The 23,629-nt window shown below is 42.6% G+C and carries 22 protein-coding genes; 12 read left to right on the forward strand and 10 right to left on the reverse strand.

Annotation, left to right across the window (positions count from 1 at the left end; translation table 11 throughout):
* Window positions 1–41: 41 nt before the first annotated feature.
* Window positions 42–1,520, forward strand: a complete 1,479-nt coding sequence (locus ACFQZS_RS14295; protein WP_377101353.1) for a glycine--tRNA ligase — start codon at window positions 42–44, stop codon at window positions 1,518–1,520.
* A gap of 107 nt (window positions 1,521–1,627) precedes the next feature.
* The gene (locus ACFQZS_RS14300; protein ID WP_377101355.1) at window positions 1,628–2,236 is read left to right on the forward strand and encodes a sugar O-acetyltransferase; all 609 of its coding nucleotides are present in this window, start codon (window positions 1,628–1,630) and stop codon (window positions 2,234–2,236) included.
* A gap of 89 nt (window positions 2,237–2,325) precedes the next feature.
* On the opposite strand, the gene ACFQZS_RS14305 is transcribed toward ACFQZS_RS14300, so the two are convergent.
* The 5 genes from ACFQZS_RS14305 to ACFQZS_RS14325 all read right to left on the reverse strand — a co-directional run bounded on the left by ACFQZS_RS14305 (window position 2,326) and on the right by ACFQZS_RS14325 (window position 6,448).
* The gene (locus ACFQZS_RS14305) at window positions 2,326–2,526 is read right to left on the reverse strand and encodes a YwbE family protein (protein WP_377101356.1); all 201 of its coding nucleotides are present in this window, start codon (window positions 2,524–2,526) and stop codon (window positions 2,326–2,328) included.
* Window positions 2,527–2,632: 106 nt separating this feature from the next.
* The gene (gene argH / locus ACFQZS_RS14310; RefSeq protein ID WP_377101358.1) at window positions 2,633–3,967 is read right to left on the reverse strand and encodes an argininosuccinate lyase; all 1,335 of its coding nucleotides are present in this window, start codon (window positions 3,965–3,967) and stop codon (window positions 2,633–2,635) included.
* A 50-nt stretch (window positions 3,968–4,017) separates the two neighbouring features.
* Window positions 4,018–4,368 (reverse strand): four helix bundle protein, encoded by a 351-nt coding sequence (locus ACFQZS_RS14315; protein WP_377101360.1) that lies wholly within the window; start codon window positions 4,366–4,368, stop codon window positions 4,018–4,020.
* 83 nt (window positions 4,369–4,451) lie between these two features.
* Entirely contained in the window at window positions 4,452–5,516 is a 1,065-nt protein-coding gene (locus ACFQZS_RS14320) for a M20 family metallo-hydrolase (RefSeq protein ID WP_377101362.1), read from the reverse strand.
* A gap of 14 nt (window positions 5,517–5,530) precedes the next feature.
* Entirely contained in the window at window positions 5,531–6,448 is a 918-nt protein-coding gene (locus tag ACFQZS_RS14325) for a DUF72 domain-containing protein (RefSeq protein ID WP_377101364.1), read from the reverse strand.
* 111 nt (window positions 6,449–6,559) lie between these two features.
* Between ACFQZS_RS14325 and bla the strand changes: the two genes are divergently transcribed.
* Window positions 6,560–7,465, forward strand: a complete 906-nt coding sequence (bla, locus tag ACFQZS_RS14330) for a class A beta-lactamase (protein ID WP_377101365.1) — start codon at window positions 6,560–6,562, stop codon at window positions 7,463–7,465.
* Here the strand turns inward: bla and ACFQZS_RS14335 are convergent.
* Complete coding sequence (locus ACFQZS_RS14335) at window positions 7,448–8,209, reverse strand: MBL fold metallo-hydrolase (protein ID WP_377101367.1); 762 nt, start codon at window positions 8,207–8,209, stop codon at window positions 7,448–7,450. The two genes, bla and ACFQZS_RS14335, sit on opposite strands and share 18 nt — an antisense overlap.
* Entirely contained in the window at window positions 8,206–8,478 is a 273-nt protein-coding gene (locus ACFQZS_RS14340) for a hypothetical protein (protein WP_377101369.1), read from the reverse strand. The genes ACFQZS_RS14335 and ACFQZS_RS14340 overlap by 4 nt, the downstream gene beginning before the upstream one ends.
* Window positions 8,479–8,626: 148 nt before the next feature.
* Between ACFQZS_RS14340 and ACFQZS_RS14345 the strand changes: the two genes are divergently transcribed.
* Complete coding sequence (locus ACFQZS_RS14345) at window positions 8,627–9,004, forward strand: response regulator (RefSeq protein ID WP_377101371.1); 378 nt, start codon at window positions 8,627–8,629, stop codon at window positions 9,002–9,004.
* Window positions 9,005–9,009: 5 nt separating this feature from the next.
* On the opposite strand, the gene ACFQZS_RS14350 is transcribed toward ACFQZS_RS14345, so the two are convergent.
* Window positions 9,010–10,344: a sensor histidine kinase gene (locus tag ACFQZS_RS14350; protein WP_377101373.1), complete on the reverse strand. Its 1,335-nt coding sequence runs from the start codon at window positions 10,342–10,344 to the stop codon at window positions 9,010–9,012.
* Window positions 10,345–10,560: 216 nt separating this feature from the next.
* Between ACFQZS_RS14350 and ACFQZS_RS14355 the strand changes: the two genes are divergently transcribed.
* The 3 genes from ACFQZS_RS14355 (at window position 10,561) to ACFQZS_RS14365 (ending at window position 12,900) form a co-directional block, all read left to right on the forward strand.
* The gene (locus ACFQZS_RS14355) at window positions 10,561–11,280 is read left to right on the forward strand and encodes a peptidase (RefSeq protein ID WP_377101375.1); all 720 of its coding nucleotides are present in this window, start codon (window positions 10,561–10,563) and stop codon (window positions 11,278–11,280) included.
* Window positions 11,281–11,291: 11 nt separating this feature from the next.
* Window positions 11,292–12,140 carry a transglutaminase-like domain-containing protein gene (locus ACFQZS_RS14360; protein WP_377101377.1) on the forward strand — a complete coding sequence of 283 codons (849 nt, stop codon included), beginning with the start codon at window positions 11,292–11,294 and terminating at the stop codon, window positions 12,138–12,140.
* Window positions 12,141–12,348: 208 nt separating this feature from the next.
* Complete coding sequence (locus ACFQZS_RS14365) at window positions 12,349–12,900, forward strand: hypothetical protein (RefSeq protein WP_377101379.1); 552 nt, start codon at window positions 12,349–12,351, stop codon at window positions 12,898–12,900.
* A gap of 95 nt (window positions 12,901–12,995) precedes the next feature.
* On the opposite strand, the gene ACFQZS_RS14370 is transcribed toward ACFQZS_RS14365, so the two are convergent.
* Window positions 12,996–13,643 carry an ankyrin repeat domain-containing protein gene (locus ACFQZS_RS14370; RefSeq protein WP_377101381.1) on the reverse strand — a complete coding sequence of 216 codons (648 nt, stop codon included), beginning with the start codon at window positions 13,641–13,643 and terminating at the stop codon, window positions 12,996–12,998.
* 93 nt (window positions 13,644–13,736) lie between these two features.
* On the opposite strand from ACFQZS_RS14370, the gene ACFQZS_RS14375 reads away from it, so the two are divergent.
* The 3 genes from ACFQZS_RS14375 (at window position 13,737) to ACFQZS_RS14385 (ending at window position 18,551) form a co-directional block, all read left to right on the forward strand.
* Window positions 13,737–16,274 (forward strand): FtsK/SpoIIIE family DNA translocase, encoded by a 2,538-nt coding sequence (locus ACFQZS_RS14375; protein WP_377101383.1) that lies wholly within the window; start codon window positions 13,737–13,739, stop codon window positions 16,272–16,274.
* Between the two features lie 121 nt (window positions 16,275–16,395).
* On the forward strand, window positions 16,396–17,064 hold the full coding sequence (locus tag ACFQZS_RS14380; RefSeq protein ID WP_377101385.1) for a LolA family protein: 669 nt from the start codon (window positions 16,396–16,398) through the stop codon (window positions 17,062–17,064).
* A gap of 245 nt (window positions 17,065–17,309) precedes the next feature.
* Window positions 17,310–18,551 carry a PQQ-dependent sugar dehydrogenase gene (locus ACFQZS_RS14385; RefSeq protein WP_377101387.1) on the forward strand — a complete coding sequence of 414 codons (1,242 nt, stop codon included), beginning with the start codon at window positions 17,310–17,312 and terminating at the stop codon, window positions 18,549–18,551.
* Between the two features lie 68 nt (window positions 18,552–18,619).
* Here ACFQZS_RS14385 and ACFQZS_RS14390 read toward each other — a convergent pair whose 3' ends face one another.
* Window positions 18,620–19,771: a DUF6515 family protein gene (locus ACFQZS_RS14390; RefSeq protein ID WP_377101389.1), complete on the reverse strand. Its 1,152-nt coding sequence runs from the start codon at window positions 19,769–19,771 to the stop codon at window positions 18,620–18,622.
* 168 nt (window positions 19,772–19,939) lie between these two features.
* Here ACFQZS_RS14390 and ACFQZS_RS14395 point away from each other — a divergent pair, with 168 nt between their 5' ends.
* The gene (locus tag ACFQZS_RS14395) at window positions 19,940–20,410 is read left to right on the forward strand and encodes a YciI family protein (RefSeq protein WP_377101391.1); all 471 of its coding nucleotides are present in this window, start codon (window positions 19,940–19,942) and stop codon (window positions 20,408–20,410) included.
* 325 nt (window positions 20,411–20,735) lie between these two features.
* Window positions 20,736–23,531 (forward strand): TonB-dependent receptor, encoded by a 2,796-nt coding sequence (locus tag ACFQZS_RS14400; RefSeq protein ID WP_377101393.1) that lies wholly within the window; start codon window positions 20,736–20,738, stop codon window positions 23,529–23,531.
* The last annotated feature ends 98 nt before the right edge of the window (window positions 23,532–23,629 follow it).

Genomic DNA, 23,629 nt, shown 5'->3' on the forward strand with positions numbered 1-23,629 from the left:
AGTTCAGACAAACCCCCAAAAAATATATATTTGCCCCTATTATGAGTAACAATACCGACGAACTTTTCAAAAACGTTATAGCACACGCCAAAGAGTATGGCTTTGTTTTCCCCAGCAGTGAGATATATGATGGCCTGAGCGCTGTGTATGATTACGGGCAAAACGGTGCTGAACTAAAAAATAACATCAAAACGTATTGGTGGAAAGCCATGGTGCAGCTGAATGACAATATAGTTGGTATTGACTCTGCTATATTTATGCACCCCAAGATATGGAAAGCCAGCGGCCACGTTGATGGTTTCAGCGATCCGATGATTGATAACAGGGATTCAAAGAAACGTTATCGTGCAGATCAGCTGCTTGAAGACCGTATTGCCAATTACGATGCAGAAGGTAAAACAGACGAAGCTGAAGAGCTGCAAAAGGAAATGGACGAAGCCCTTAGAGCCGAAAACCTGGCCCGACTGCGCGAATTGATAATTGAGCATAAAATTCTTTGCCCTATAAGTAAAACAGGCAACTGGACAGATGTGCGCCAGTTTAACCTGATGTTCAGCACCCAGATGGGCGCTGTAGCTGATGATGCCGATGTGGTTTACCTGCGCCCTGAAACTGCGCAGGGGATATTTGTAAATTACCTTAATGTGCAAAAATCGGGTAGGATGAAAATTCCTTTCGGTATTGCGCAAATAGGCAAAGCTTTCCGTAATGAGGTGATTGCCCGCCAGTTCATTATCCGTATGCGCGAGTTTGAGCAAATGGAAATGCAGTTTTTTGTGCGCCCCGGCACGCAGAAAGACTGGTTTGATAAATGGAAAGCAACCCGCTTAAAATGGCATTTGGCCTTAGGTACAGACGCGGCTAAATACCGTTACCACGAACATACCAAGCTGGCACACTATGCTGATGCCGCTTATGATATTGAGTTTGAATTCCCATTCGGCTTTAAAGAAGTTGAAGGCATCCATAGCCGTACTGATTTTGATTTGAGCCAGCACCAGCAGTTCTCGGGTAAAAAAATGCAATATTTTGATCCGGAGTTAGATGAAAGCGGAAAGCCATACGGTAACTATGTGCCTTATGTTATTGAAACCTCTATTGGTTTGGATAGGATGTTCTTGTTGACGATGATCAACGCTTACGAGGAAGAGGATCTGAGTACGGAAGAAAAACAAGACAGCCGCACTGTGTTGCGCCTGCACCCTTGTTTAGCACCTGTTAAAGCCGCTATTTTCCCGTTAACCAAAAAAGACGGTTTGCCTGAAAAAGCCCGCGAGATAATGGATAAGCTAAAGCTTGACTTTAACCTGCAATACGAAGAAAAGGACGCTATAGGAAAACGCTACCGCCGTCAGGATGCTATTGGTACGCCATTCTGCATCACCGTGGATCACCAGACTTTAGAAGATAATACCGTAACCATTCGCCACCGCGATACCATGGCCCAGGAACGTGTTCCGGCTGATCAACTGGAAAAAATCATCGGCGATCTGGTTAGCTGGAAGAATTTGTTGGGGTAAAGCATTAAATCCACGCATCCGTGCGGCGAACGAGGCGATTTTTTAAATCCACATTTATTTTTTGTTTATTGTAAGCTTAGGTTTATAGTTAAATTGATAAGAAGAAGATGGATCATAAAGAAAGAATGTTAGCGGGTTTGCCCTACAAGGCCTGGCTGGATGGCCTTGCCGAAGAGCAGATGGCCAATAAAAAACGGGTTTATAAATTTAATCATTGCCCGCCCGAAGATCTGGATAAGATTGAAGAGTACACCCGCGATATTTTAGGACAAGCCGGAAAGAATGTAAAAATAATGGCGCCGTTTAGCTGCGATTACGGCAGACACATTGAAGTTGGCGATAACTTTTTTGCCAATTATAACTGCGTTATATTAGATGTGGCCAAAGTTACCATAGGCGATAATGTAATGCTGGCACCCAATGTTACTATTTCAACCGCGGGCCACCCCGTGCACCCCTTGTCGCGCAACTCGGGTTATGAGTATGGCATCCCTATAAAAATTGGCAACAACGTTTGGCTTGGCGCTAATGTAATGGTTAACCCCGGCGTTACAATAGGGGATAATGTGGTAATCGGATCAGGAAGCGTAGTAACCAAAGATATTCCGGACAATGTTATAGCGGTTGGTAACCCCTGCCGTGTGCTACGCGAAATTACCGACGAAGACAGGCATTACTATTATAAAAATAACAGGTTTGATATAGAGGATTATTGACTTTTTGGTGGGAGGCTTACAGGCGCTCACAGGGATTCACGAAAACGCTGAGCCCCCTTATGATCAATCAAATTTGGCAACGATCTGAATTATTCTTCATCAATTATAAAAGCCACCCGCCCCACCTGGCCGTCTTCCAACCTCACCTTTATACCGCGCGAATGAAAGGATGAGCTGGTAAGCAGATCTTTAACAACACCACGCGTTAGTTTACCACTACGCTGGTCTTTTTTTAAGATGATATCAACTTCAAGGCCGGCATATATATCGCTTCTGTTTTGTCCGCTCATATATTTTTTGTCATTGCGAGGTACGAAGCAATCGCGAACTTTGCATGCGCGCTTTCCTCCTTGCGATTGCTTCGTGCCCGCAAGGACAAGCGGCTTATCACTAACATCACTTTACCAATCGTGCTACTGCCCAGCTTACCTTTTCAAAATTAAAGCTGTTTACCAGCGTTTCCATTGCAGCTATTATACGGTCATTTTGCAGGTTGCCGATACTTCCTTCGTGAGTGTGATTAACTTGCTTTGCAGGGTCAAATTCGCCTTTTTCAATAGCCAGGCCAATTTGTTTATAAGCATCGCGGAAAGGCGTACCACTTAAAACCATGCGGTTAACTTCTTCTACACTAAACAGGTAAGCGTATTTTGGATCGTTTAATATTGCGGTGTTAACAGTAATATTTTGCAGCATAAAAGTTGCCATTTGCAGGCAGCTTTTCAGCTCAGTAAAAGCAGGGAAAAGCAGCTCCTTCAGCAATTGCAGTTCACGATGATAGCCAGATGGCAGGTTGGTTGTCATCATTGCTACATCATTAGGCAGGGCTTGTAAGCGGTTGCACTTGCCGCGCATTATTTCCCAAACATCAGGGTTCTTTTTATGCGGCATAATACTGCTGCCGGTGGTTAATGTATCCGGATAACTAACAAAGGCAAAGTTCTGACTTAGGTACAAGGTTTGGTCCATTGCCATTTTTGCCAGCGTAGCTGCTACTGACGATAAAGCCTGTGCTATTACGCGTTCCGTTTTGCCCCTGCCCATTTGCGCGTAAACTACGTTGTAATTAAGGCTTTCAAAACCAAGTAATTCGGTTGTCATGGTTCTGTTTAGCGGGAAAGATGAGCCATAACCAGCCGCAGAACCCAAGGGGTTTTTATTGGTGATCTTATAGGCTGCCAATATCATTTCCAGATCGTCCGTCAAACTCTCTGCATAGGCCCCAAACCACAAGCCAAATGACGATGGCATAGCAACCTGTAAATGGGTATATCCAGGCAGCAAAACATCTTTGTGTGTTTCGCTAAGCGCTATGAGTTCACGGAAAAGTATATCGGTTTCATTTACTACCTGTTGCAATTCATGCCTGAAAAATAATTTCAGATCAACCAGCACCTGGTCGTTACGCGAGCGGCCGCTATGTATTTTTTTACCGGCTTCGCCAATGCGCTGCGTAAGCAGCATTTCTACCTGCGAGTGAACATCTTCAACACCGGCTTCTATCTTAAAATTGCCCTTCTCAATATCCGCATAAATGTTTTTGAGTTCGCGTTGTACCAGTTCCAGGTCTTCGGCGCTCATCAGGCCGATGCTTTGCAGCATTTGAGTATGTGCCAACGACCCCAGCACATCAAAGGCAGCCATCTGCGCATCAAATTCAGTATCCCTACCTACGGTGAAATTCTCTACCAGTTTATTAACGTCGATGTTTTTTTGCCAAAGCTTACTCATGTCGATTTACGATTTTAGAATTACGATTTACGAATGCGTAAGTCGAATATTCAATTGCGGCGTAACGTATTAATTGCCGCGACAATTATAGAAAGAAGTTCATTACCTTCCTTATAAATAGGTGCTATTTTTTCTTTTAATTCGGGATTTAACTCCAGCAATAATTCGTTAAAGAATAATGTTTCGTCCAACTCCTCTTCAACAATCTTTAATTTATTAATAAAATCGGCTTTTGATTTCGCTCTGCACGCCGCTCTGTAATTGGCACCTGTAGAACTGGCACTTCTATTTAACTGGTCGGAGTAGTTGCGATTTACGACGTTATTAGGCAGACTCAAAACCAACCTGGCGTTTGCGATAGCATAATTTTTCGTCCGACTTTTCATTTCTTCTTTTGTCATTTCAAATAAGTTAGGTTCTGAAAAATACAAAAAAATATTGCGCCGATAAATCGTAAATCTAAAATCGTAACTCGTAAATTAATTCAAACTATTTTCTCCAACATAGCCACATACAGCTCAATTCCTTCTCTAATCTCTTCTAAATAAACAAACTCATCCGCCATATGTGATCGCGCTGAATCTCCCGGCCCTATCTTAATTGTTTCTATATCTAGTAATGATTGGTCTGAAGTTGTTGGCGAGCCGTAAGTGGTTCGCCCCAATGACAAACCAGCTTTAACTATGGGGTGCCCTTTATCAATAGATGACGGTTTTAACCGGGTTGACCGCGCCTTTACGTCGCATTTAACATGTTCACGTATTATATCTAAGACTTCTTCGTTCCTATACGCATCGGTTACCCGCACATCAACTACAAAGCTGCAACTTGCAGGCACCACATTATGCTGCGACCCTGCATTAATTACCGTAACGGACATTTTTATCGGCCCAAATGCCTCTGACTCCTTTGGGAACTTAAACCCGCGGAACCATTCAATGTCTTTCATGGCGTTATAAATGGCATTCTCGCCTTCCTCGCGGGCAGCATGCCCAGCTTTACCGTGGGCAACACAATCCAGCACCATTAGGCCACGCTCGGCAACGGCCAGTTGCATCAGGGTAGGTTCGCCTATTATACCAAAGTCAATTTTACCCAGATCAGGAAACACTAATTCAATGCCGTTAAGGCCTGATATTTCTTCTTCGGCTGTAGCAGCCAGGCAGAAGTTATATTTCAGATCAGCACGCTCGTAAAAATAAAGGAACACCGCAATTAGCGATACCAGGCATCCTCCTGCATCATTGCTGCCCAAACCGTAAAGCTTGCCGTCCTCAATTTTGGCATCCAATGGATCGCGTGTATAGCCCGAGTTAGGTTTAACCGTATCATGATGTGAGTTAAGCAGAATAGTGGGCTTTGCCGCGTCAAAATGCTTATTACGCGCCCAAATGTTATTGAGCTTACGGTTAGGCGTTATGCCCTTTTCTTTTAAAAAATTTTCAATAATATTAGCCGTGCCTTCTTCCTGTCTGCTGAATGATTGCGTGGCAATTAATTTTTGAAGTAACTCAACCGCTTGCTGGTAAAGGGTATTGATATCTGGCATATTAACAAATTGTACTAATCAAACAATCCCTTATCCCTATCCATAAACTGCGGACGGGGCAAATCAAGCCCAAGTTTTTTATTCATTTGTTCTGATACATAATCTGCCAGCTCCGGCGAGTAGCGCTCATCGTGCTGGTGCATAAAAAACCAAACAGACTGCAGGCCCATGTCCCGCCACTGCTTAATGCGGTCTACCCAATTATCAACGCGCTTATAATCTGTGCGGTGCAGGCTGTTGCCCACAAAACGGATAAACGCGTGGGGGGTGGGCAAGGTCATATGCACTACGTCGCGCCTGCCTGAAGCATCCGTTATTACGGCGCCAATGCCTAATTCATGCAATAGGTTAAACGCGCTTTCGCGGGCTTCGCTATTGGCGTACCATTCTTTATGCCGCAACTCAACAAATACGGGCACATCTTTAGGTAAATGTTCCAGATATGCTTTTACTTCAGGGAAACTTTTAGGTGTAAAATTATCGCTTAACTGCAAAAATAAAGGGCCCAACTTATCGCCAAAGGCCATAATGCCTTCATAAAATTGGGTGGTTATCTCATCGGCATTTTTTAAGCGGCGTATATGGCTTATGCTTTGCGAAAACTTAGGGCAGAACTTAAAATCGGGGTTACTATCCGCCTTTTCTTTCCATTTAGTAATAGTGGCGGCGGGGTACACATTGTAAAATGTTGCATTAAGCTCAATGCTATCAAAATGCTTTACGTATTCATCTAAAAAATTGGCGTCTTTTGTTTTAGGGGGATAGATCTTGCCCACCCATTCTTTACGGCCCCATTTAGCGCAGCCCACATGCACCGCAAAGGGCGATTTGCCTTTAGCTGCATTAAGCGTTTTAACGGTAAGTTCAGGGTCAGGCGGAAATGAAAAATCAATTCCGTCTAATTCTTCTGATGATACCCGGCCAAATTCCATATTTTGAGCTATTTTACCCGCAAGTTAATACTTTTACGGCACACCACATTTGCTATAATATTATTTTGCCGTAAGCGTTTCTATCTTGCATACCCACAAAAATTTAATACCATGTTTAACAGATACATAATTACTGCAGCGCTGGCTTTTTGTACTGTAGGCGCCAACGCTCAATTACTGATACAACAGCAGATAACCAATATTGCTAAAAATGCTAAAGGCATTGTAGCTGTAACGGCATTAAATATTGAGACCCGCGATTCAATATCCTACAACGGCGACGCGCAAATGGTTATGCAAAGCGTAATGAAATTCCCAATAGCCTTGGCCGTAATGAACCAGGTAGAAAAAGGTAAATTAAAATTAAACCAAACTATAAAAATTCGCGAGCGTGATCTGCACCATGCAAACGGACCGCTTTATGAGAAATATCCGAAGGGTGTTGAGATGACCATAAGCGAGTTGTTAAGCTATATGGTATCATTAAGCGACAATAATGCATGCGATATTTTGCTGGATAAAGTGGGGGGTGTTAAGCCTGTAATGGATTATTTAGGAAGTATTGGCATAAAAGGGATTGTAGTTGACGCGTCAGAAGCTGACATGGCCGCTGCTTGGGAGGTGCAATATACTAACTGGTGCAAACCCGCCGATATGGTGCATTTGCTGGATGTTTTTTATAAAGGCAAAGCGCTTAACAGAGCCGGTACTGATACTTTGATGAAGAAAATGGCGGAAACCACCACCGGCCCAAAACAAATAAAAGGGTTATTGCCTGCGGGTACTATGGTAGCCCATAAAACCGGCCGCTCTGCTACTAACAGCACGGGTTTAACACCCGCAACGAATGATGTGGGGATAGTTTTCTTACCCAATGGTCAGCACCTGGCTATAGCGGTTTTTGTTGGAAATTCAACTGCTGATCTGGATACCCGCGAAGCTGTGATTGCCCAGATTACTGAAGCCATTTGGGATAAAGCGGTTTCGAAAGACAGAGCGCTAAATAGTAAGTTTTAAACCATCATAGGCCAGTTCTATTCCCGCCGGTAATTCGGCCGAAACATCAGCATGTTTACCCAGGCGGTGACTTATATGGGTAAAATAGGTCGTTTCAGCGCCAATTTCCAACGCGAAATCAATAGCCTCCTGAAAAGTAAAATGCGAGATGTGCTCCTGTTTTTGCAGCGCGTTGAGTACCAGTATTTTGGTTCCTTTTAATTTCTCCTTTTCGCTGTCTGCAATGGTCTTGGCATCAGTTATATAAGTAAAATCATTTATCCTAAAGCCTAATACGGGCAGCTTGTAGTGCATCACTTCTATTGGGGTAAAGCCGATATCCCCAACGGTAAAAGGTTCAGTAGTTATGGTGTGCAGATTAACCTGCGGAATGCCGGGATATTTATGCTCATCAAAAACATACGGAAACTCTCGCTTTAATGTATTCTGTACGCGTGCATTGGCATAAATATCCATAGGTGCCTGTTGTTTATAATTAAAGGCCCTTATATCATCCATGCCGGCTACATGGTCTTTATGTTCGTGCGTAAAAACCAGCGCGTCTAATTTTTGAACGTTAGCCCGCAACATCTGGTACCTAAAGTCGGGGCCAGAGTCAATTACAACCGTAGTGGTGTCACTTTCAACCAAAACAGAGCTGCGCAGCCGTTTATCGCGCTTATCCGGCGAGGTGCAAACCTCGCAACCACATGCAATTACAGGCACCCCCTGCGACGTTCCGGTTCCTAAAAAAGTAATTGTCACAGTTGTAGTTTGGTTTGTTTAAGCTGCTGTAAAAAAGCGGTTTGCTTATCATCCAACAGGGCATGATCTATCTCCAGTTCGCGCAGCAGCTCGGCAATGGCCAGCACTTTGCTCTCCAGGTTTGAGAAACGGTTTATAACTATTATTTTGCTGTTTTGCAGCAGGCATGCCCCTGTTTTAAAGTTCCCCTTTTCATAACGCACTTTGTAACCGCCGGTTTTTAGCAGCAGTTCCATTTTTTCCAGTGTATGGGTGGTGAGGGTTAGCATAATTTCAAAAGTAGTGTTTTGTTGGCAAGTGCGGAAGACGGAAAGCAGGAAAGAATATTTACCGGTAAATTTGCGCTTGTTTTTCCATCTGAAAAAAACAAAAATGCAAACCCTGTGTTTTTTACCTACCAATTGGAGTACTACGAAAATGACAAAAAAGATTTTAGTGATTGATGATAATAACGATCTGCTCGACTTGATGAATGAAGCGCTTACCGCCGAAGGCTACGAAGTTGAGTGTGCATCGCATGTTGATAATATATACGAATGTGTACGCAATGCGCGGCCCGGACTGGTTTTAATGGATTATATATTAGAAGGCATTAACGGCGGCGAACTTTGTCATCAATTAAAGATCAATCCGCGTACCAGCCATATCCCCGTGATAATGATAACAGGTTATGGCCGTGTGCTTGAATCCCTGGGTAGCTACGGCGCAGATCATTTGTTAACCAAGCCTTTTGACCTGGATGAGATGCTGACTGTTGTTAACGGGTATTTTTCGGGTAAATTGGCTGTAGCCTGATATTGTTAGCTTGCTTTTGCAAGATTTATAGTAAAGGTAGTGCCTTGTTTTTCAATGCTGTTTACCTTTATATCTCCGCCATGTTTGGTAACTATTTGCCGTACTATGCTAAGGCCTAAACCTATTGACTCTTCGCCGCGAACACCGCGACGGCTGGCTCTTGAGAAACGCTCAAAAATAAAGGGGAGTAACTCTTCGGGAATACCCATGCCAAAATCCTTTACATCAATTAAAACTTCGTTATCTGCCACGCGCAATAATATTTCAATATGGTTGCTCGGCCCCGAAAACTTTATGGCGTTGCTGATAAGGTTATCCATTACCCGTTCCATTTTCTCAGTATTTATCAGGGCAAACACTTGCTTATCAAAGCCATAATATAAAATATTGGTTTGCCCATGTTTACTTTTAACCCACTCATCCACAATTTTTAGCAGAAACTGGTTAAGTTCAATTCTCTCCGTGTCAAAATCGTGGTGCTGCTCATCATGCGCGGTTTCCAGCAGATCGTTAATAATGCCCGCGGCTTTATCGCAAGATGATTGTATCATATCCAGGTTCTCATGGTCCGCATCTTCCATTTTTTCCTCCATCTTCATAATGGCGGCAATGGTTTTTATGGCCGAAAGCGGATTGCGCAGATCATGCGCCACAACACCTAATATTTCGTTCTTGGCTCGTATGGCCTGTTCAATCTCGCGATTTTTTTGTTCAATTGCCTTTAGTTTTAAGTAATTGTCGGCCCGGTAAGAGAAGGTATATCTTGATATGCAAAAAAACACGATCAGCAGTACAAGTGATGCCAGGTTATTCATCACAATCTCGTTAACGCCATTTTGGTAAAAAGGCAAAAGCAGCGAAAAACAAATACCGGTAACCAGCGCCAGGAAAATGGTTTCAAAATGCTCAAAAGTGTAAAATACTGCTATCATAATTAGCCCTATCAGATACATTACGAGTGTATTGCGAGGGTTATGCATGGTGAAAAAAGTGGCCCGCATAAAACTCAGCATAACAAAAAGCGCAAATATCAAAGTAAAAGCGCGCGCCAGCATTCTAATGGTAATGGTTTGTTGATAATGCTTAAGCAAAAAAACAGCCCCAACGTAAAAAAAGGGAGAAACAAGGATGGAGATCCAGTTGGCCTGGCTAAACTCGCTTATATGCTCAACATTCTCTACAGGCAGATCTGTTAATACTACTAAAAGCCTTAAGGATACGCTAACAATAAAGTAAACTAAGCTCAATACTTTTACAGAGCGCAGGTTTTGAAATGTACTATAATGATAGAAGGCAGAGCGATTAAGCGAATTGATCCGTGTGAAAAAATGAACCCTCATCAGATTACAATTAATACGCAGATACGGTTATATGTTAGGGGGCATACAAGCATTCTCATCAATGGATTAAATTGTCATAGGCGGTATAAATCTACTTATTATTTATTATTTACGTTATAACAACCCCAATTAGTTTTAAAAAAATTACAGAACTAAAACCATCTGATTTTGCTATTTTGTGCAGCTGAAAATTAGTAAAACAGATATTTAATTGTAATGACTTATTGCTTAGGGATTAAGGTTAAAGAAGGGTTGCTGGCCATTGCCGATACCCGCATAACATCAGGAACAGATACCACTGTAAAAAAGAAGATATCAATAGAACAAAAAGATAAATTTTCTCTTTTTATTATGACGAGCGGCCTGCGTTCCACCCGTGATAAGGCGATAGTATACTTTAACGAACTGCTGGAAACAACAGAATACAATAAGTTGTATAAGGCGGTAAACGCATTTGGCGAGCAAATAAAAAGGGTAGCTGCAGAAGATAGAGAGTCGCTTGAAAAGGCGGGTTTTAACTTTGATCTGCACTCCATAATAGGCGGGCAGCTTAAGGACGATGATGAGCATAAGCTTTTCCTGCTTTACCCCGAAGGCAACTGGGTTGAGTTGGGGCAGGGGGCGCCATTTATAATTATTGGTAACTCGGGCCACGGCAAACCCATACTTAACCGCACACTTAACGAAAACTCAAGCTTGCGGCTGGCGCTTAAGGCCGGGTTCCTTTCGTTTGATTCTACACGGGTAAGTTCAAACAATGTTGACTTCCCGATTGATGTTGTTTTATATAAAAAAGACAGCTTTGAAATAGTAGAAAAACGATACGAAAAGAAGGACCTTGAGAATATTTCAACACAATGGGCCGAAGAATTAAAAGCTGCGCTTGATAACATTGCAGAAGACTGGATGGACGCGGCGTTTGATAAGTTACCTTAAAAACAGATAAAATGAAATTCAACGTATTCACCGAAATGGAATACCAGGTGGGGGCAAAGAGTACGTTGATATTGAGCATCAACGCGCTGCGCAATCAGCACCAAACCGTACTAAGCGAGGAGTTTACCTTATCGCCTTACATAAAAACCGAAGAATTGCCCGCCGTTAGCGGCGAGAATCGCCTGATACGTTTTGAGGTTGAAGACCCCGTGCTGCTTAAGGTAAGTTATAAAGCCACAGTTGATAATTGCTTTAAACTGGTTGATTTTGCAGATAAGCCGGATATTCCTGTTGCGCAGCTAGACCCCTCTGTAATTCCATACCTTAACCCAAGCCGCTATTGCCAGTCTGATAGATTATTCAGATTAGCTAATAACCTCTTTGGTAATATTGGTAACTCATTTGTTAAGGTATTAACCCTAACACGGTGGATAAACAAGAACATAACTTATTTAAGCGGTTTTAGCAATACGCATACATCTGCATTTGATACCGTTACTGAACAAGCCGGCGTATGCCGTGATTTTGCGCATTTGGGCATTACCCTGTGCCGCGCATTGAATATTCCGGCGCGATACTTTACCGGCTATTCTTACCAACTTAAACCGGCCGACTTTCACGCGTGTTTTGAAGCTTATTTGGGCGGCGAGTGGGTATTGTTTGACGCTACGGGCCTTGCACCCTTAAACGGTATAGTTAAAATCTCAACCGGCAGGGATGCTGCCGATGCTGCTATTGCCAACTTGTTTGGCAATGTGCTGTTTACATCAATGCTTGTTGGCTGCGAATTAGCAGAAGGAGAGGTTTTTGAATCTTTTTACTATAACGGCAATGATACCGTAGGTATTTGCTACCTGTAAAATTACTTTTCACTGCTATAACTCCCTTTAAGTCAGACTTAAATGCAATTAACCTAAGGTTAATTATTGTACAAAACACACACGTGTGTTTAAAATACACTTATAAAATTATTTGGCCTGTACAAGAAAAATTTTTTGCCTTTTTGTAACATTATTGTGGTTAAAATGTTATATCTTTAAATAACCAATCAATTTAAAGGCTAAAATTATGAAAAACGCAATTTTTGTGTGCTTAATGGCTTTCGGTTTACAAGCTACAGCGCAATGCCCTATTAACGAGGTTTTAACTACCCGTAGTCCACAAAACATTACCAATTTGATTGAAAATAATACGGAATGCTTTAAGCAGGCGCTAACACAAAACCCGGAATACGCAGCGTTTAAAACCTACCTTGATTATATTTACAATACAGCAGCCGATTGGATCTACAATTCGTACCCGGAAAAAGACAAACAGTTTAATGAGTTTTATGCAAAGTGGGGCAAGGATTATCCTACCATGACCTCGCCTGCGCCAAATATCCCTGAGTTTTACCGCGAACTTGCCGCTATGGTAGCCGCCGACCCACAGTTTTTTAAGCAGGTAAGGCCTACCAAAATGCCTTTACGCTACATGCAGTGGGTGTTTGTTAAAAATCTGAAGCAAAAATACGGCGAACAGGTAGTTGTTAATTTAGCCAATGCAGCCGGTAAATTAGCCAACTTGCAAAAAGCTCCTGTTTACAGTTATTACGATATGCTGGCAGACAGCGGTTATTAAGATACCCTACTATATAGTTTTAGAGGGCTAAAGGTAAAAGGCCGGTTTTTAGGGACAGAAAACCAATAAGGCTTTTGCTTTTAGCCCTTCTTTTTTTAGCCTAAAATATCAGCAATTTCTGTGAATCCTTTTTCGCGCGCCAGATCAGCGGGTAGTTTGCCGCCTTCCATGCGGATATCAACAAGGGCTCCTTTTTCAAGCAGTAGAATTATCAGTTCCAGATTGCCGTTTTGTGCGGCGGAGTGAAGCGGCGTAACACCCATTTGTTGTTTTACATTTATATCCGCGCCATTTTCTACCAGCATGCGGGCAATATCTGTATAGTTGCCTGCCGCGGCCGAATGCAAAGGAAAAACGTTATAGCCATTTTTTGAAGGCAGGTTCACGTCGCCTCCTTTTAAAACCAAATATCGCGCAGCTTCAAACTGCCCAAAGTAACAGGCCAGGCCTAAAGCCGTAAAGCCGTCATCAGCATATTTGTTAATGGCATCGGGGCTGGTGTAAATAAGATGAGCAAGTGTATCAAATTTTCCCGTTGCCGCTGCTTCAAAAAGGTTCAGTTCGCCGGTGTAATTCAATAACAAGGTTGTAACATCGGGCTTTTTGTAATAGCAGGATAGCATTAAAGGCGATACATGAAAGCTGGTTATTTTGGTGGCCAAAGCCGGGTTTTCATTTAGCAACGCGGTTAAGCCTTCCAGGTTTGCCTCGGTAACATATTGCTCAAGTAGTTCTGTACTCATTGATTTCAATATTACTAAAAAATTTAAAACTTTAGCCGCATAGTTGTTTAATCTGTGTAACTTTATATTTGCATATACTACGCTATAATTTGGATGCCAATTAAAGGAAATCAATTTAAATCAAATAGTTTCAGGGAAGAAAATTCGCCGCGTCAGCCGTCAGACAAAGGCGCAAAGGTGCGTTCATCAAGGCCGGTGAGCGATAGTATGCCGGTTTTTAACCTGCAGGACGGGCGCGTTATTAAAATAGCCGGATTGTTCTTCCTAATACTTTCCATCTTTTTTCTCATCGCTTTTACATCTTACCTGTTTACATGGGAGCAAGATCAGAGTTATGTTTCTGCCAGCAACGGCGGCTGGAGCAATCTTTTTAAAACACAGCAGGAACTGTTGGATAAGGGAATTACTGATGCCGTGGTTGATAACTGGCTGGGCAAATTTGGCGCGCTGTTGTCAAACCAGTTTATATTTGAGTGGTTTGGTGTGGCATCGTTCGTGTTTGTATTTGTGTTTTTTATTATAGGGTACCGCATGCTGTTTAAGGTGCACATATTCTCTTTAGGCAAAACCCTAGGCTATTCTTTTTTTGTGCTGATATTTTTATCAGTCGCTGTGGGGTTTGTGCACGGCTTTATTATTGATTATCCTCACTTTTTAGAAGGGCAGTTTGGCTTTTGGAGCAACCGCCTGCTTGATGCGCAGATAGGCCAGGCCGGAACCGGCGGTGTGTTGGTTTTTGCAGCGCTTACCGTATTAATTATTGCCTACAACATAGATTTTAAATTACCGGAACGCAAGCCGAAACTGGCCATAGCCGAAGATGATGGCATAATTGCCGAACCTGAGGCTATTGAACTTATTGAGGAGATACCATCAAAGCCAGTAGAGTGGCCGCGTGCATCAGCCGCTAACACGGTAAAAACTGAAGCAGTTAAGCCGGTTGAACCCGAGCCGGTATTTCATGAAACAGTTGTATTGAGGCCCGATGATGAGAGTGCCGACCCTGAAATTGGTAACGATATCCCCCTTACTTTAGAGGTAGAACGCCCTACACCAGAGTTAAATGTTGAAAAGGCCGATGATGAAAAGGCCAAATCGCTGGTTGATCAGTTTGGCACGTATGACCATAAGCTGGACCTGGCATCCTACAAAATGCCACCCTTGGATCTGCTGGAAAATTATGGATCAAATAAAATACAGGTTAACTCAGAAGAGTTAGAAGCTAACAAAAACAAGATAGTTGAAACGCTCAATCACTATAATATTGAGATAGATAAAATAAAAGCTACTATAGGGCCAACGGTAACACTTTACGAGATAATACCTGCACCCGGCGTACGTATTTCAAAAATTAAAAACCTGGAAGACGATATAGCCCTTAGCCTTGCCGCTTTGGGTATCCGTATTATAGCGCCAATGCCGGGCAAGGGTACCATTGGTATTGAGGTACCTAATCAGAATCCTGAAATGGTTTCTATGCGATCTATGATGGCATCTGAGAAGTTCCAGACCACCACGATGGAATTACCCATAGCTTTGGGTAAAACTATCTCTAACGAAGTATTTATTGCTGATCTGGCCAAAATGCCACACCTGCTGGTTGCAGGTGCTACAGGGCAGGGTAAATCGGTAGGTATAAACGCTATATTGGTTTCGTTACTGTATAAAAAGCACCCTGCCGAATTAAAATTTGTGTTGGTTGACCCTAAGAAGGTGGAGTTAACCTTGTTCCGCAAAATTGAGCGGCACTTTTTGGCTAAGCTGCCTGATGATGGCGACGCGATCATTACCGATACAAAGAAAGTTGTAAATACACTTAACTCGCTTTGTATTGAAATGGATCAGCGTTATGACCTGTTAAAAGACGCGCAGGTACGTAACCTTAAGGAGTACAACGCCAAATTCATCAACCGTAAAATAAGCAACCCCGAAAAGCACCGTTACCTGCCCTTTATTGTACTGGTGATAGACGAGTTTGCCGATTTGATGATGACGGCCGGTAAAGAGGTGGAAATGCCTATAGCCCGTATTGCGCAGCTGGCCCGAGCGGTGGGGATACATTTGGTTATAGCAACGCAAAGGCCATCGGTAAATATCATTACGGGTACTATTAAAGCTAACTTCCCGTCAAGGTTGGCATTCAGGGTGCTGTCAAAAATTGATTCGCGTACAATATTAGATGCCGGCGGTGCCGATCAACTGATAGGAAGGGGAGATATGCTGTTCTCAACAGGCAGTGATTTGATACGCCTGCAGTGCGCATTTGTTGATACGCCCGAAGTAGAAAAAATATCAGATTTTATTGGCTCGCAACGCGGCTATCCGAGCGCGTATGAACTGCCTGAATACGTAGGCGAAGGAGACAGCAGTGGCCCTAAAGATTTTGACCCCGATGACCGCGACCCGATGTTTGAGGAAGCCGCGCGCCTTATTGTTATGCATCAGCAGGGTTCTACCTCATTAATTCAGCGTAAGCTAAAATTGGGTTATAACCGCGCAGGGCGCATTATAGATCAATTAGAAGCCGCTGGTATTGTTGGGCCGTTTGAAGGCAGTAAAGCACGCGAGGTATTGTATCCTGATGAATACTCTTTGATGCAATATTTTGAAACGTTGGAGAATAAGGATTAAATCTAATTTTTACCGAATGTCTTTTCGAACTGTGCAGAATATCGCTTTGAAAAGATTACCCATTATATTAAAAGGCACCCACTCCAATAAACGTTCCCAACAAAAAACAGTCCTACTTAAAATGAAGAAATTAATAATATACGCTGCTTTACTTTTATCGTCCGCTAATGTTTTCGCTCAAAAAGACGGTGAAGCCAAAAAGATATTAGATGCGGCTGCTGCCAAATACCGCACTTTTACTACTATAAAAACAGATTTTGTTTTTACCATTGATGCCCAGGCTTCGGGTATCAGGCAGTCGCAAAACGGCGTGCTGATAACGCAGCCTAAAGCCAACAAATTTAAGATCACACTTTATAAGCCGGGTTCTGCCGATCTGCAGCAGGAAATAACAAGCAACGGCAAAACTCAATGGACCTATTTGAAAACTGAGAAAGAAGTGACGGTGAATGACGCCGGTAAGGCCGCCGACAGCTTTAACCCTGCTCAGCTTTTTACCTTATATCAAAAAGGCTATAAATACCTGTTTACCGGTACCCAGAAAATAGGAGGTAAGCTATATCAGATAGTAGACCTTACGCCGGAAGACAGCAAGGCCTCCTTTTTCAAGATCAGACTTGCTGTTGATAAAACTTCAAAGCAAATTTACAGCGCAACTATTTTTGATAACACCGGCGGCAAGTACACCTACACTTTACGAGGTGCTGCAACCACTACTGATGCCCCTGAAAGTACTTTTATCTTTGATGCAAAGACCCATCCGGGTGTTGAGGTGGTGGATCTGAGGTGATTTCGGATTGGAAATTCTGCTAAAATACTTTTTGTCATTCTGATCAACAGCGAAGAATCTTATACGCTTTAACAAGCCGGGCGCTTGGTGTAACATTGCTTTATAAGATTCTTCGCTGTCGCTCAAAATGTCAACTAATCATCGTTTCAATCCCAGAACTTAATAACGCCATGTAAAAGGAATGTTATGCAGGCTTCATGTGCTTTACATTCCCTACTTTAGACACTGCAATATTTTTAATTAGAATGAAACCATCACTTTACTTTACTGCTGCTATTTTAACTTTAGCAGGGCTTACCAGTTTGACCATTAACTCCAAAAATATACTGCCGCCGGCTCCCACCATTAAAGTACCTGAAGGCTTTTCTGTAAATATTGTGGCCGATACCTTAGGTCCCGTTAGGCATCTTGCTGTTACGGCTAATGGTAATATCTACGTTAAGCAAAACAATGTACGTAACAGAAAGGGACTGTATTACCTTACCGATAATAACAAAGACGGTTATTTTGAAACCAAAGCCGGGTTTGGTGATTACCCTGGTACGGGCATAAAAGTTATTAACGGCTATTTATATTCTTCATCCAACAGTGCTGTATATCGGTATAAGCTTAACGCTAAAAATGAAGTTATTGATGCGGATAAGCCTGAGCTGATTGTTACTGGCCTGGTGGATAAGCGCGCCGATAATGCCAAGGCTTTTGTTATTGATGATAAGAATGATCTGTATGTAGCGGTAGGTTCTTATTCTGATGCCTGCAGGGCGCAGGGTTCAATTGTGGGGATACCTGGCTGCCCCCTGCGCGATTCGGTAGGTGGGGTATGGAAATTTAAGGCTGATAAAGCGGGCCAAACTTATGCTGATGGCATCAGGTTTGCCACCGGAGTTAAAAACTCGATGGGTATAGATTTTAACCCGGTTACCAAAACTATTTTTGTTACCCAGCATGGCCGCAGTCTGGATAATAAATTCCCACAATATTATACATCACAGCAGGTAGCGCAGTTACCCGCCGAAGCGTTGTACGAATTGAAGCAGGGTGCTGACGCAGGCTGGCCCTTTGCTTACTATGATAATTTTCAGAATAAATATGTACAATCACCGGAATATGGCGGTGATGGTAAAAAATCTCCGGATGTAAAATATCTTGAACCCTTAACTGTTATTCCTGCGCACTTTGCGCCAAACGACCTGCTTTTTTATACAGGTAAAAGTTTTCCTGCAAAATACCGTAACGGTGCCTTTATGGCCTTTCACGCGCAATCGCCTGAGATGCAAAAGGGATACCTTGTAGCTTTTGTGCCTTTTAAAAATGGTAAGCCATCAGGCAATTGGGAAGTATTTGCTGATAATTTTTCGGGCCAGGCAACAGGAAGCACGGGCATTCAATACCGCCCAACCGGTTTGGCACAAGGGCCGGATGGATCACTTTATGTTGCGGATGATTTGAAGGGTACCATTTTTAAGATAAGTTACAGCGGCAAATAAGTAAAGCCCTAAAACAATAAAAGGCGACCAAGGCCGCCTTTTATACACAGGTATTTAAATAATATATATTACGGCTCTACAATAGGAACAGCCACAACTTTATAGGTGTTGGTGCCCGGGATCTCTTGATAATAATATTGATCAGGCGATACTAAAAATGTCTCTCCGTTTAACTTCACCCTTCTTGTATCAGGTGGCAGATCGGTTACAATTTCTCCTACATGTGATTCAGCGATAGTAGGCGCAGGCATATCGGCCATATTGCTGGTATCCAGTTGGCCGTCTTTGCCTACAACTTCGTAAACTACACTGCCGTCATCACGGGTAGTAGCTAAATAGTAAACGCCGTTCAATTCATAGTACTGCTCGCCATTAATTATTATAGATTCTGCACCATCAGGCAAACTACTGATAGCTGCGCCAAGTGGCGGTTCAACCACAGTATACTGATTGTTGTTATACTGATAGTAATAACCACCGCTCAGGTAAAACTGTGAGCCACCCCAGTAAAACGGATAATAGCCGTAAGGTAATACACCTAAACTAAAACCAAGGCGGGGATAATACAGGGTGCTGTATAAGCCGCGGTTAAAGTAATAACCACGAGAGCCTCCCCAACGGCCGTAAGTGTTACCGTAATAACGATTACCATAACCTCTGTTGCCATAGTTTACACCGCCCCCATAATAACGGCCACCTCTGTAAAAACCACCACGACCCACATTGGCGCCCGAACCATACCGGCCGGTTGCAACGTTAGGGCCTACAGTACCACGACGTCCGCCATAAACTCCGTATGCATTGTTATTAGCGCGTGGCGAAACAGCATTAGGCTGGCGGGTTGCCATATCGCGGTTAAAGCCACCACGGCGTGCATCGGCTGAATTGTTTGAGCGTGGAGAAGTAGCATTAGGCTGCTGGGTAGACATGTCGCGGTTGAAGCCACCACGGCGGGCATCGTTACCACCGCTTTGTGGTCTCTGCGAAGGAGAAGAAAAACCACCCCCGCGGTTAAAGCCACCACCACCTTGCGCTCCTCCACCACGAGAAAAGCCACCACCGCCGCCGGCAGCGCCGCCGCCACCACCGCGAGAAAAGCCACCGCCTCCTCCACCGCCACCACCGGTTCCGCGGCGTTGGGCGTCGGCCGGCATGGCTAAACTAACACACAATAAACCACTAAAAGCGGCCACTGCTAAATATTGAGATATCCTTTTCATAATTGATTAAAAAATTTATAATTCATTGCAGAATTATCTGCCATATTGTATAGACTATATTTTTGTTAACGGTTTAATCGATAGTAAATTATTTTAATGAAAAAACAGCGCTGATTGGCGTTTACAAACTGGCTTTGCTATATTTATAAGAACTTAATATGGAGATATATGAAAGTAAAAGCATTTGTTTTTAGCCTGGCTGTACTTTGCTGCTCAGCCATGATAGCGCACGCGCAAACTAAACCCGTGTTTGATGCCGCTTTAGCTAAGAAGCTGGGCGCGGACGATTATGGCATGCGCCACTACGTAATGGCCTTTTTAAAAACAGGCCCCACAAAAATTACAGATAAGGCAGAGCTGGCCAAACTGCAAAACGCGCACCTGCAAAACATACAGCGGTTGGCCGATGAAGGCAAATTAGCTGTTGCAGGCCCTTTTACTGATGGCAAGGAAATAGAGGGAATATTAATTTTTAACGTTAAAACGGTTGAAGAGGCGAAAGCTTTAACAGAGACCGATCCGGGGATAAAGGCCGGCGTTTTCGCGATGGAACTACACCCGTTTTATTGCAGTGCCGCGTTAGTAGAGGTTGCCGCCACGCACGAAAAAATACAAAAGAAGGGCATAACGGATAGATAGCCACCAAGGCAATACAGGCCGCCTGGTGTGTTAATAAAAAGTTACGATAAAATAACCCGTGAACGGCAAATATCACGTTTTGCTAATACGCCATTTCTTTTCAGCTTTGTTTGCAAATTCTTTTTTTGGGTGATGGCTTATAGATATTATTTGTTATTTAACTCATTGTAAATCAGTATTTATAATGAGTTTTTGCTGAGTAGTTTCAATAAAAAACAAGACTTTTTAAGTGTTCAAAAGTTTTAATAAAACCCCACATTTGATAATCTGAACTTAACATTGGCTTAATGGTGCGCCGGTAATTTTGGCGGTATTATTAAGCACTATGTTGAAATCAAAGTTTACCCTCCTCACAGTTTTTATAGTTTTCATAATAAACTTAAATCTTTCGGCCCAGAATGCGGGTAAGATATCAGGCAAAGTAACCGACCAGAAAAGTGGCGAAACACTTATTGGCGCTACCATTGCTATTGATGGCACAACCAAAGCTGTTGCAGCTGACGTTGACGGCAAATACCTGCTTTCAGGCCTTCAGCCGGGCAAGTATGCTTTAACTATCAAATATATTGGCTATCAAAGCAAATCTATATCTGATGTTGAGGTTAAAGCGGGTGATGTTACCAACCTGGATATTATATTATCAGAAGCTGCAACGCAGGCACTGGGCGAAGTTGTTGTAAAAGCAACGTTCCGCCAGGCATCTGCAGCGTCACTTTATGCTCAGCAAAAAAACAGCGTTTCTATTTCAGACGGTGTATCGTCAGAGATCATTAAACGCTCGCCAGACAGAAATACTGCCGACGTATTAAAACGCGTTAGTGGTGCAACTGTACAGGATAATAAGTTTGTAGTGGTACGCGGGTTAAGCGACCGTTACAATAATGCTATGCTGGATGGCTCATGGTTGCCAAGCACCGAGCCAAACAGAAAAGCGTTTTCGTTTGACATTGTTCCGTCAAACCTGGTTGAAGCGCTAACAATTACCAAAACAGCTACACCAGATCAGCCTGCTGATTTTGCCGGTGGTTTGATAAATATCACTACTAAAGATATTGCCGATAAAAATTTTATATCGTTTAGCATTGGTGGTGGCTACAATACGGCATCAACCTTTAAAAATTTTAAAAGCGGTACCCGTAACGGCTCTGACTATTTAGGTTTTGATAATGGCGATAAGCAATTACCTTTAGGGTTTCCATCAATTGCCACGTTAGGTAACGGCCTTAGTTCTGACCAAAATAAAGCTGCCCTGGTAAAATTTTTACCAACACGCAACTTTACTGTGTTTAACAATACAGCGCTGCCTACCCAAAACTACCAGTTTACTGTGGGCAAGGTAAAGGATTTTGAAAACGGTAACCGTTTCGGGGCCATATTTGCTTTAACGTACCGTAACTCGCAAACCATACAGAACAATGTACTGCGTCGTGATTATAACAATGAGTATAATGACAACGTCTACAAATTCTCAACTAACGTTGGCGGTTTATTAAACCTGGGATATTCTTTCGGAAAGAGTAAGATCACGTTTAAAAATATCTACAATAGGATATATGATGACCAATACTTACAAAGAACCGGTACAAACGAGAGCTCAACTGCCGACGTAAGGTATTTTGCGTTTGACCTTCTGCAAAAAGCTTTATTAAAATCAACATTGGAAGGTAACCACCCTGTGGGCGAAAAAGGCGCTAAAATAAACTGGGTATTAGGTTACAATAATGTGCTGAACGACCAGCCTAACCAACGTAAAATAAGCTATAATGGTCCTTACCACGGTAACGGCCCTTTCTATGCCAACGTTACAACTTTAGGTAAAGACAACACAACCTTATTTTCTAAACTTAACGAAAACTCTTTTACAGGTGCAGTAAACTTTACTTTACCGGTTAAAGTATTTAAGCAAAGTGCGTCTTTCAAAACGGGAGTGAGTTCTCTTTACAGAGACAGAACGTTTAACGCGCGTTTCCTGGGTGCGGTGCTTAACACAAGCAATCCTAATATAGAGCCTAATGATGTAAGACAATTGCCATTAAATCAATTATTTTCTAAGGATCTGATTGGTAAAGGGGCTTATACCTTAAGTGAAATTGTATCACCAATAGACTCTTATTCGGCTACTTCGTCTACCAATTCGGCTTATGCCATGTTAGACAATAAGTTGGGCAAAAACCTGCGTGTTGTTTGGGGTGCAAGGGTAGAGCAATTTAATTTAGACCTTTCAACCAAAGACAATGATCCGGCTAACAGGGCAAAACGTAATTATGTAGATATATTGCCATCTGCCAACATAACTTACAGTATTACCGAGAAAACCAACTTTAGGGCTTCTTATTCTCGTACCCTGGCCAGACCGGAGTTTAGAGAGATGGCCCGTGCCCAATACTATGATTACGAAATACTTGCCACTATAGTAGGTGACCCGAATCTTAAAAAATCAACTATAGATAATTTTGACTTGCGCCTGGAGTTTTACCCTTCGGCCGGACAGATCATTTCAGTTTCGGGCTTTTATAAAAAATTCCAGAATGCTATAGAGACTTATAATGACGACGCAGCTTCTTCAACCCGTCAGATCAAGTATTTCAATTCAACCAAGGCTGATGTTTACGGACTGGAATTTGAGTTCCGTAAATCACTTGATTTTATAGCTGACAATGATTTCCTGAAAAATACTACAGCTTACACCAACGTAGCCATTATCAAATCAAATGCCGTTAACCCTAACATCGGTTTAACATTTAAAGAGAAAGAACGCCCTTTGGTTGGCCAGGCTCCTTACGTAATAAACGGTGGTTTAACACACACGTTTCTTGATAATAACTTAACATTTAATGCGCTATACAACAGGGTTGGCCGCAGGCTATCTGTCGCTGCAGGCGCGCAGTACGAAAGTATTTGGGAAGCCCCAAGAAATGTTTTGGATATGCAGTTAGGTATTAAGGTATTAAAAAAGAAAGGCGAGTTAAAGTTAAATGCCGGCGATATACTTAACCAGAAGGCTACTTTTTACTATGACATGAACAAAAATAAAAAGTATGACCCTCAAAACGGCGACTATACCCAAAGTAGCTACAAACCGGGCAGCAACTACTCATTTGCCTTTAGCTACACTTTTTAATGTTAACGCAGGGTTAATAAACCACCGTGTTATTTAATATTTATTTAAACAGCATATAACATTCAGTTCAATCGCCGTAGGTTACTTTGAGCCATAGA

This window comes from Mucilaginibacter calamicampi (genome assembly GCF_042676765.1).
Classification (GTDB): Bacteria; Bacteroidota; Bacteroidia; order Sphingobacteriales; family Sphingobacteriaceae; genus Mucilaginibacter; species Mucilaginibacter calamicampi.

Coding starts and splice junctions, on each gene's coding strand:
- ACFQZS_RS14295 (WP_377101353.1), top strand. CDS start 42: ATGAGTAACAATACCGACGAACTTTTCAAAAACGTTATAGCACACGCC.
- ACFQZS_RS14300 (WP_377101355.1), top strand. CDS start 1,628: ATGGATCATAAAGAAAGAATGTTAGCGGGTTTGCCCTACAAGGCCTGG.
- ACFQZS_RS14305 (WP_377101356.1), bottom strand. CDS start 2,526: ATGAGCGGACAAAACAGAAGCGATATATATGCCGGCCTTGAAGTTGAT.
- argH (WP_377101358.1), bottom strand. CDS start 3,967: ATGAGTAAGCTTTGGCAAAAAAACATCGACGTTAATAAACTGGTAGAG.
- ACFQZS_RS14315 (WP_377101360.1), bottom strand. CDS start 4,368: ATGACAAAAGAAGAAATGAAAAGTCGGACGAAAAATTATGCTATCGCA.
- ACFQZS_RS14320 (WP_377101362.1), bottom strand. CDS start 5,516: ATGCCAGATATCAATACCCTTTACCAGCAAGCGGTTGAGTTACTTCAA.
- ACFQZS_RS14325 (WP_377101364.1), bottom strand. CDS start 6,448: ATGGAATTTGGCCGGGTATCATCAGAAGAATTAGACGGAATTGATTTT.
- bla (WP_377101365.1), top strand. CDS start 6,560: ATGTTTAACAGATACATAATTACTGCAGCGCTGGCTTTTTGTACTGTA.
- ACFQZS_RS14340 (WP_377101369.1), bottom strand. CDS start 8,478: ATGCTAACCCTCACCACCCATACACTGGAAAAAATGGAACTGCTGCTA.
- ACFQZS_RS14345 (WP_377101371.1), top strand. CDS start 8,627: ATGACAAAAAAGATTTTAGTGATTGATGATAATAACGATCTGCTCGAC.
- ACFQZS_RS14350 (WP_377101373.1), bottom strand. CDS start 10,344: ATGAGGGTTCATTTTTTCACACGGATCAATTCGCTTAATCGCTCTGCC.
- ACFQZS_RS14355 (WP_377101375.1), top strand. CDS start 10,561: ATGACTTATTGCTTAGGGATTAAGGTTAAAGAAGGGTTGCTGGCCATT.
- ACFQZS_RS14360 (WP_377101377.1), top strand. CDS start 11,292: ATGAAATTCAACGTATTCACCGAAATGGAATACCAGGTGGGGGCAAAG.
- ACFQZS_RS14365 (WP_377101379.1), top strand. CDS start 12,349: ATGAAAAACGCAATTTTTGTGTGCTTAATGGCTTTCGGTTTACAAGCT.
- ACFQZS_RS14370 (WP_377101381.1), bottom strand. CDS start 13,643: ATGAGTACAGAACTACTTGAGCAATATGTTACCGAGGCAAACCTGGAA.
- ACFQZS_RS14375 (WP_377101383.1), top strand. CDS start 13,737: ATGCCAATTAAAGGAAATCAATTTAAATCAAATAGTTTCAGGGAAGAA.
- ACFQZS_RS14380 (WP_377101385.1), top strand. CDS start 16,396: ATGAAGAAATTAATAATATACGCTGCTTTACTTTTATCGTCCGCTAAT.
- ACFQZS_RS14385 (WP_377101387.1), top strand. CDS start 17,310: ATGAAACCATCACTTTACTTTACTGCTGCTATTTTAACTTTAGCAGGG.
- ACFQZS_RS14390 (WP_377101389.1), bottom strand. CDS start 19,771: ATGAAAAGGATATCTCAATATTTAGCAGTGGCCGCTTTTAGTGGTTTA.
- ACFQZS_RS14395 (WP_377101391.1), top strand. CDS start 19,940: ATGAAAGTAAAAGCATTTGTTTTTAGCCTGGCTGTACTTTGCTGCTCA.
- ACFQZS_RS14400 (WP_377101393.1), top strand. CDS start 20,736: ATGTTGAAATCAAAGTTTACCCTCCTCACAGTTTTTATAGTTTTCATA.